The sequence below is a fragment of the Streptomyces sp. NPDC028910 genome (assembly GCF_055564955.1).
The window spans coordinates 82,553-90,600 of the sequence record NZ_JBVHVF010000033.1; the positions used below are offsets into that span (position 1 = coordinate 82,553).

General features: G+C 70.8%; 7 protein-coding genes. 1 reads left to right on the forward strand and 6 read right to left on the reverse strand.

Going from position 1 to position 8,048, the window contains the following annotated elements:
* Positions 1–3 precede the first annotated feature (3 nt).
* From ACZ4TV_RS29890 to ACZ4TV_RS29910, 5 genes are all read right to left on the reverse strand, one after another.
* Positions 4–702 carry a hypothetical protein gene (locus tag ACZ4TV_RS29890; RefSeq protein WP_468138228.1) on the reverse strand — a complete coding sequence of 233 codons (699 nt, stop codon included), beginning with the start codon at positions 700–702 and terminating at the stop codon, positions 4–6.
* Positions 699–2,093: an AI-2E family transporter gene (locus tag ACZ4TV_RS29895; protein ID WP_468138230.1), complete on the reverse strand. Its 1,395-nt coding sequence runs from the start codon at positions 2,091–2,093 to the stop codon at positions 699–701. Before ACZ4TV_RS29895 ends, ACZ4TV_RS29890 begins: the two co-directional genes overlap by 4 nt.
* Positions 2,094–2,215: 122 nt before the next feature.
* A complete protein-coding gene (locus ACZ4TV_RS29900; protein WP_468138231.1) occupies positions 2,216–2,908 on the reverse strand; it encodes an aggregation-promoting factor C-terminal-like domain-containing protein in 693 nt (230 codons plus the stop codon).
* 436 nt (positions 2,909–3,344) lie between these two features.
* Positions 3,345–4,661, reverse strand: a complete 1,317-nt coding sequence (locus ACZ4TV_RS29905; protein ID WP_468138232.1) for a PhoH family protein — start codon at positions 4,659–4,661, stop codon at positions 3,345–3,347.
* Positions 4,662–5,038: 377 nt separating this feature from the next.
* A complete protein-coding gene (locus ACZ4TV_RS29910; protein WP_468138233.1) occupies positions 5,039–5,800 on the reverse strand; it encodes an isoprenyl transferase in 762 nt (253 codons plus the stop codon).
* Positions 5,801–5,927: 127 nt separating this feature from the next.
* Here ACZ4TV_RS29910 and mgrA point away from each other — a divergent pair, with 127 nt between their 5' ends.
* The gene (mgrA, locus tag ACZ4TV_RS29915) at positions 5,928–6,965 is read left to right on the forward strand and encodes an L-glyceraldehyde 3-phosphate reductase (RefSeq protein WP_468138234.1); all 1,038 of its coding nucleotides are present in this window, start codon (positions 5,928–5,930) and stop codon (positions 6,963–6,965) included.
* A gap of 142 nt (positions 6,966–7,107) precedes the next feature.
* On the opposite strand, the gene ACZ4TV_RS29920 is transcribed toward mgrA, so the two are convergent.
* The gene (locus tag ACZ4TV_RS29920) at positions 7,108–7,884 is read right to left on the reverse strand and encodes a prepilin peptidase (RefSeq protein ID WP_468138236.1); all 777 of its coding nucleotides are present in this window, start codon (positions 7,882–7,884) and stop codon (positions 7,108–7,110) included.
* Positions 7,885–8,048 lie beyond the last annotated feature (164 nt).

An 8,048-nucleotide genomic window follows, 5' to 3' on the forward strand; every position in this document is an offset into this window, starting at 1 on the left:
CCCCTACTTCTCGAGTGCGTCGAGCAGCGCGCGCGTGTCCGCGATCAGCGCCGCCTGGACCGCGGTGGAGTCCGTGGCGGGGCGGCCGTTCTTCTCCTCGAAGGTGGGGGCGAACGCCTGGACGGTGAAGACCGCACCGCCGTCCAGCACCTTGAGCGCGAGCTCCCGTTCACCGGCGGACGTCATCATGACGGCGCGCTCACCGAGGCCCGGCACCGCTTCCGTCCGCAAGGCGCCCATCCTGGCGATGGTCAGGAGCGACGGTACGTCGAACTCGACCGACGGGTCCGTCTTCTTGTGCAGGTCGACCCGCGCCCACACGGTGAAGTCCTCCACCCCGTCGCCGCCGTTCTCCAGGACGCACACGGCCGCGTCCACGGCCGGATGGCTGTCCTCCTTGTTCACGGGCCTGTTCTCGTGCATCTCCCCGGCGATTCCGGTCAGCGCCTTGGCCGTGAAGTCCTCGCACAGGTTCTTCGACGCCCGGTACGAGACCGTCGGCGCGGCCAGCCGGTCCCCGAAGGCGTACAGCCCGCCGGCCCACACCGCGGACGCCACCACGACACCGCCCAGCGCCCACAGCCACGGCCGCGCACCGCCCGTCGCCCGCTCCCGCTCCCGCCCGCGCGGAGCGAGCGTCTCCGCCGACTCCTCCGAACGCTCCGTTGTCCACTCCCCGTCGAGCTCCGGGTCAGTGATCACGTCCGCCTCCCGCCGTCGGGCACCCGGCCCAGGGCCGTCGAACCGTGCGGGGCCGGACCGACCGTTCCGGCTCCGTGGTGCAGCTGCTCGCGCGAGTACGCCCTCAGGTACCCCACCACCGTGTTGGTCACGGCCACCAGCGGAACGGCGACCACCGCTCCCCCGATGCCCGCGATCATCCCGCCGGCGGCCACCGACAGCACCACCGCGAGCGGGTGCACCCGTACCGCCCGGCCCAGGATGAAGGGCTGGAGCACGTGCCCCTCGATCTGCTGCACCGCCAACACCACCAGCAACACCATCAGCGCGCTGAACACGCCCTGGGTCACGAGCGCCACGACCACCGCGAGCGCCCCCGAGACCACCGCGCCGACCAGCGGGATGAAGGCGAACAGGAAGATGAAGACGGCCAGCGGCACCGCCATCGGCACGTCGAGGAAGTAGATGCCGAGGCCGATGAAGATGGCGTCGATGAGGGCGACGATGACCGTGCCGCGCACGTACGCGGTCAGCGTGCGCCAGGCGCGCGGACCGGCCCCCGCCACGCCGGGCCGGGCCGCGGCCGGGACGAGGCCCAGCGTCCAGGTCCAGATGCGCTTGCCGTCGTAGAGGAGGAAGAGCGTGGAGAACATCGCGAGCAGGATGCCCGTCAGCACCTCGACGAGCACCGTCACGCCTTGCAGGCCGGCTGAGGTGATCTGCTCCGTGTTGGTGCCGATGGTGTCGGTGAGGTTCTTCGCGATGTCGTTGATCTGCTTCTCGGTCACGTGGAACGGACTGTCCAGTGCCCAGAGCTTGAGTTCGTTGATGCCGTCGCGGACGCGGTCGGAGAGGTCGTCGAGGTTCTCCATGACCTGCCAGACCACGAACCAGCCGACGAGTCCGATGACCACGAAGCCGAGGATCGCCGTGACCGCCGTGGCCAGACCCCGTGGCATTCCGAGCCGGCGCAGCCGGACGACGAAGGGCTGGAGCATCGCGGTGACGAGCATGGCGGCGGCGAAGGCGAGGACGACCAGGCGCACTTCGCTGATCACCTTCATCAGCACCCAGAGCATCCCGGCGAGGAGCAGCAGCCGCCAGCTGGCCTCGGCGGCGACGCGCATCCCCCAGGGGACCACGCTCGCCGGGTCGGGGCGCTCGGGAACGGCCTGCACGGCGGCGTGGGCCGCGCGGGCCGCCGGGGGCGTCGGTGCGGGCTCCGGCGGCTCGGATGCGGCCATCGCGGCAACGGGCGGCTCGGAGGCGCCCGGTGGCCGCTCGGGCTCGCCAGGACCCGGCAGGTCGCCCCTGGTCTCGGCCTCCATCGCGGCGCGCCGCTCGTTGAGCCGCGCCTCCATCTGGTTCAGCCTGTTCCCGAGCCGGCCGAGCCAGCCTTCCCGCTTCGCCATGTCGATTCCTTCCCCCGCCCCCGGTCTACGGGCACACCTCGAAGACCGTACACGCGAGGAGCCCCGCGCCGTAGGACGGTGCGGGGCTCCCCGGGGTTGAGCGGTGCTGCGGCCGCGGCTGTCTAGTACCAGCCGTTGGCCTGGTGGAAGCTCCAGGCGGCGCAAGGGCTGCCGTAGCGGTCCTCCATGTAGTTCAGACCCCACTTGATCTGCGTGGCGGGGTTGGTGCGCCAGTCGGCGCCGGCCGAGGCCATCTTCGAACCGGGCAGTGCCTGGACCAGACCGTAGGCGCCCGAGGACTTGTTCACGGCCAGGTAGTTCCAGGTGGATTCCTGGTTGATGATGTTGGAGAAGCACTGGAACTGGCCGGCCGGGACCATCTGCTGGGCGATGGCCTTGACCTGCGCGACCGTGTAGGAGCTCTGGACCGCGAAGTCGCCGGCGTCGCGGGCGGCGGAGCGGCTGGCCGCCTCCTTCGCCTCGCGTGCCTTCTTCGCCTGCTCGTCCGCCGCCTTCTGGGCTTCCGCCTTCTTGGCCTTGGCGTCCTCGGCGGCCCGGAGGCGGGCGGCCTCCTCGGCCGAACGCTTCGCGTCGGCGTCGGCGGCGTGGGCGATGGCGTCGGCCTGCTGCGTCAGGGACCCGCTCTGGACCTGCGCCTGGTCGCCGACCGGGATGTCGGCGAGGAGAGTCGCGCCGGACGCGGTCGTCTCGAGATCGTTCGTGGGGTCGCCAGTGGCCACGCCCACGACTGCGCCGACGGTGGTGACCGCGGTGGCCGAAGCCACGGCGAACCCCCGGACCGAGATCCGGCTCACACGGTGTCCTTCCAGCAGCGTCCGCAGTGACCGCGCGGGCGCAAAAGTGCCCCTCGACTCTGGCCTCCGTGGTTCTACGGTCACTGGAGACGCGGGCCCGTGGACGACTCCCTCGCGGGGGTCGGTCCGTGAAACTCCGGGCGGCATACGGCATTCGACTGTGGAGTTGTGGTGCTGCGCGTACCTCACGGGAGATACAGGTGTGCCGTATGCGGGGCCTGACGGAAACCAGACTCTGCCGGACCTCGACGCCGCAAGGCAATTCTCCGTTGCGTGGGAAAGGTCACACCGGGCACGTCGCCGCCGATTTCGTCAAAGGCCTGTGCAGCACGACGCCGCCCGGCTAGGCTCTCGGGCCTTTGCCGGGCGGCGCCAACTCACCTTCCCGCTATGAGGTTTTTGACCGTTTCGACCGCCGCCGTGGAGGGCCGTCGGATCAGAGGTTCTCGAGCATCTCGGTGACCAGTGCGGCGATCGGGGAGCGCTCGGAACGGGTGAGCGTGACATGCGCGAAGAGCGGATGCCCCTTCAGTTTCTCGACCACGGCGACCACTCCGTCGTACCGGCCGACCCGCAGGTTGTCCCGCTGGGCGACGTCGTGGGTCAGAACGACCCGCGAATTGGCCCCGACCCGGGACAGAACGGTCAGCAGGACGTTCCGCTCCAGCGACTGCGCCTCGTCCACGATCACGAAGGCGTCGTGCAGCGAGCGGCCGCGGATGTGCGTGAGCGGCAGGACCTCCAGCATCCCGCGGTTCAGCACCTCCTCGATGACCTCGCGCCCGGCGACCGAGGAGAGGGTGTCGAAGACCGCCTGCGCCCAGGGGCTCATCTTCTCGGACTGGTCCCCGGGCAGATAGCCGAGCTCCTGCCCGCCCACCGCGTACAGCGGCCGGAAGACCATCACCTTCTGATGCTGCCTCCGCTCCAGCACCGCCTCCAGGCCCGCGCAGAGCGCCAGCGCCGACTTTCCGGTGCCGGCCCGGCCGCCCATCGAGATGATCCCGATCTCGGGGTCGAGGAGGAGGTCCAGCGCGATCCGCTGCTCGGCGCTGCGGCCGTGCAGCCCGAAGGCCTCGCGGTCGCCCCGTACGAGCTTCACGTTGCCGTCCGAGGTGATCCGGCCCAGCGCCTTGCCGCGCTCGGACTGCAGGACCAGTCCGGTGTGCACGGGCAGTTCGGCGGCCTCCGGCACGTAGAGCCGCTCCTCCGAGTAGAGGAGGTCCACCTGCTCACCGGAGAGGGCGAGCTCGCTCATGCCCGTCCAGCCGCCGTCGGTGATCGCGAGCTCCGCGCGGTACTCCTCCGCGATCAGCCCCACGGAGGAGGCTTTGATGCGCAGGGGGAGATCCTTCGAGACCACCGTGACGTCGTAGCCCTCGGCCTGGAGATTGCGGGCGACGGCGAGGATCCGCGAGTCGTTGTCCCCCAGTCGGAAGCCGGCGGGCAGGACACCCGGGTCGGAGTGGTTGAGCTCGACACGCAGGGTGCCGCCCAGATCGCCCAGCGGGATGGGAGCGTCCAGGCGACCGTTGCGAACCCGGAAGTCGTCGAGCAGGCGCAGGGCCTGGCGCGCGAAGTAGCCGAGTTCGGGATGGTGCCTCTTTGCCTCCAGCTCGGTGATCACCACGATCGGGAGCACGACCTCGTGCTCGTCGAAGCGGGAGATCGCGTTGGGGTCTGCCAGCAGGACGCTGGTGTCGAGGACGTAGGTCCGCCTGTCGGGCAGGCGGCTCTTAGTGCTGGTCACCACGGAAGGACGTACCCCCTCGGAAGAGGTCGGGCCATGAAGACCGGACCGGTCATCGGCACCCATGCCAGGGCCGATTTCCGGCCCTCCACTCCGTCCGTGCGTACCGCACGTGCGTCCTGGTGCAAAGGGCCTCCCGGGCGGACGGCCCCATGCCGTCCGCTGAGACTCGACACCCGTGGATCGGGCATCGACCTGAAAGGGATATTCCCCGAACAGGCCAGGCCATGCCATGGCATATGACGGACGCTCGGTGAATCCCTGGTGAAGGCTTCGCGGGGAGGGCGTACGGGGCGCCCGAGTGGCGTACGGGGCGCCGGGGGGACGGGCGTACGGGTGCCGGGGGCGCGGGCGCCGAGGGGGCGTCAGGCGCCGGCCGCTCAGGTGCCGTAGCGCCGGTGGCGGGCCGCGTAGTCGCGCAGGGCCCGCAGGAAGTCGACCTTCCGGAAGGCCGGCCAGAAGACCTCGCAGAAGTAGTACTCCGAGTGGGCGCTCTGCCAGAGCATGAATCCGGACAGCCGCTGCTCGCCGCTGGTGCGGATCACGAGGTCGGGGTCGGGCTGGCCGCGGGTGTAGAGGTGCTCGGCGATGTGGTCGATGTCGAGGATCTCCGCGAGCTCCTCGAAGGAGGTGCCCTTACGCGCGTGCTCCAGCAGCAGCGAGCGGACCGCGTCGGCGATCTCCTGGCGACCGCCGTAGCCGACGGCGACGTTGACGAGTATCCCGTCGACGTCGTGGGTGGCCTGCTCGGCCTCCTTGAGCACGGTCTGCGTCCGGGCGGGCAGGATGTCGAGGTTGCCGACGTGGTGGACGCGCCAGCGGCCGTCCGCGGCGAGGCCCCGCACGGTGTTCTCGATGATGTTGAGCAGGGGGCGGAGCTCGACCTCGGGCCGGTCCAGGTTGTCCGTGGAGAGCATCCACAGGGTGACGACCTCGACGTCCGTCTCGGTGCACCAGCCCAGCATCTCGGAGATCTTGTCCGCTCCGGCCTGGTGGCCCTGCTCCGTCGTACCACCGGACGCCTTGGCCCAGCGACGGTTCCCGTCCAGGATGACGCCGATGTGCTTGGGCGCCGCGTCGTGGTCGAGGCGGCCTTCCACCCGGCGTGCGTAGAGCCTGTACACCAGGTCGCGCAGATTCACGATCTTCCAGCCCCTCCGTGCAATGCCCCCGTGCGAATTGCGGTCCCCCCCGAGTGCGCCACATTACTGCGCGGCGGGATCCGGTACCCAACTCGGTCTGTCACAAGTCCGTGATAGGGAGGACAACGTGACTGATACCAATCCCTATCGGGCAGAGCCCTCGCGCTACGACTCCATGGAGTACCGACGCACCGGCCACAGCGGCCTCAAGCTCCCCGCCATCTCCCTGGGCCTCTGGCACAACTTCGGGGACGACAGGTCCCTGGAGTCCCAGCGGGCGATCCTCCGCCGGGCCTTCGACCTCGGCGTCACCCACTTCGACCTGGCGAACAACTACGGTCCGCCGCCCGGCTCGGCCGAGCTGAACTTCGGCAAGATCTTTTCGCAGGACTTCGCCTCCTACCGCGACGAGCTGATCCTCTCCACCAAGGCCGGCTACCTGATGCACCCCGGGCCGTACGGCGAGTGGGGCAGCCGGAAGTACCTGCTCAGCTCGCTCGACGCCTCGCTGAAGCGGATGGGCGTGGACTACGTCGACATCTTCTATTCGCACCGCTTCGACCCGGACACCCCGCTGGAGGAGACCATGGGCGCCCTCGCGTCCGCGGTCCAGCAGGGCAAGGCGCTGTACGTGGGCGTCTCCTCCTATACGGCGGACCAGACGGCCGAGGCGGTGCGGATCCTGCGCGGGATGGGCGTGCGTCCGCTCATCCACCAGCCCTCGTACTCCATGATCAACCGCTGGACGGAGGAGGACGGGCTGCTGGACACCCTGGAGGACGCCGGCATGGGGTGCATCTCCTTCGCACCGCTCGCGCAGGGAATGCTCACCGGCAAGTACCTGGAGGGCATCCCGTCGGACTCGCGGGCCGCGCAGGGCAAGTCCCTGAACCCGGCTCTGCTGTCGGACGACGTGCTGCGCCGGCTGACCGGTCTGAACGAGATCGCGGCCCGCCGCGGCCAGTCGCTCGCCCAGCTGGCGCTGAACTGGGTGCTTCGCGACGACCGGATGACCTCGGCGCTGATCGGCGCGTCGAGCGTGCGGCAGCTGGAGGAGAACGTGGCCGCGCTGGCGGCCGCACCGCTGTCCGAGGCCGAGCTGAAGGACATCGACTCCTTCGCCGTCTCCACCCCCGGCACCAACATCTGGGCCCAGCGCGGCTGACCTGCGCGTTTGGCTCGTCGCCCGGATGCGGGGCGGAGAAACAAAAAACGGGCCGGTCCGTGGGGGGGATACGGACCGGCCCGAGGGGGGGGTTCCACCATAACCCTTCGTAAAGCATGCTGCGTGCATCGGCGCGACACGATTACGCTCCGAAACCGCCCAGCAGCACTCCGGTGAGTGCTCCGGCCGCCATGAAGGGGCCGAAGGCGAAGCCCTGCTTGCCGGTCGCGGGGCCGCGCGGCACCAGGGCCAGCCCGTAGAGGGCCCCGTAGAGGAAGCCCAGGAAGGCCCCCGCAGCCCATACCCCCCACCCGTACCACCCAAGAGCGACCCCCAGCGAGAGCGCCAGCTTGACGTCGCCGAAGCCCATCCCGGCGGGGTTGATCAGATGGAGCAGCAGGTACGCGGCTGCGAGCGCGCCCCCGCCGAGCAGCGCGAGCCGCCAGTCGCCTCCGGCGCGGGGCAGGAGGGCGCTCGCACCGAGCCCGGCGGCGACCGCGGCGGCGAGCGGCAGGGTCAGTACGTCGGGCAGCCGGTGCACGGCCCGGTCCACGAGGGCGAGCAGGAGGACCACCGGGGCGAGCCCCACGTAGGCCAGGACCTCGGGCCGCGCCCCGACGGCCGCCCCGAGCGCGGCGCAGAGCGCCCCGGCGAGGGCGGCGACGGGGACGGTGCGGCTCCCGTAGGCGTGCGGGGCCGTGGACGCGGGGGGCGGCAGGCCGTCCGGGCCCGGCACTACGGCCCCCGCGGGAACCCGGCAGCGGGCCGGGCCGAGCCAGCCGCGCAGCCGATGCCCCTGCGGGCAGCGGTCGCGCCAGGGCTCCCCCGACTCGACGGAGAGCCGGTACACGACGCGCGGCAGCAGCACCCCGGCGACCACGCCGTACCCGGCGGCAAGAAGGATCACGACCACACCCATCCGCCGAAGGTAGGCCCCGCACCCCCACTTCCAGCTCCACCGCACCATCCCAGCCCCGCCGCGCAACTCCAGCCCCGCCGGGCACAATCCAGCCCCGCCGGCGTTTGAGGCGCGGGGTCCGGGGCGGAGCCCCGCTCTTTTCAGCCCCGCCGGCGTTTGAGGCG

Excerpts from the sequence above, each read along its gene's own strand:
- ACZ4TV_RS29895 (WP_468138230.1), bottom strand. The coding sequence starts at position 2,093 with ATGGCGAAGCGGGAAGGCTGGCTCGGCCGGCTCGGGAACAGGCTGAAC.
- ACZ4TV_RS29920 (WP_468138236.1), bottom strand. The coding sequence starts at position 7,884 with ATGGGTGTGGTCGTGATCCTTCTTGCCGCCGGGTACGGCGTGGTCGCC.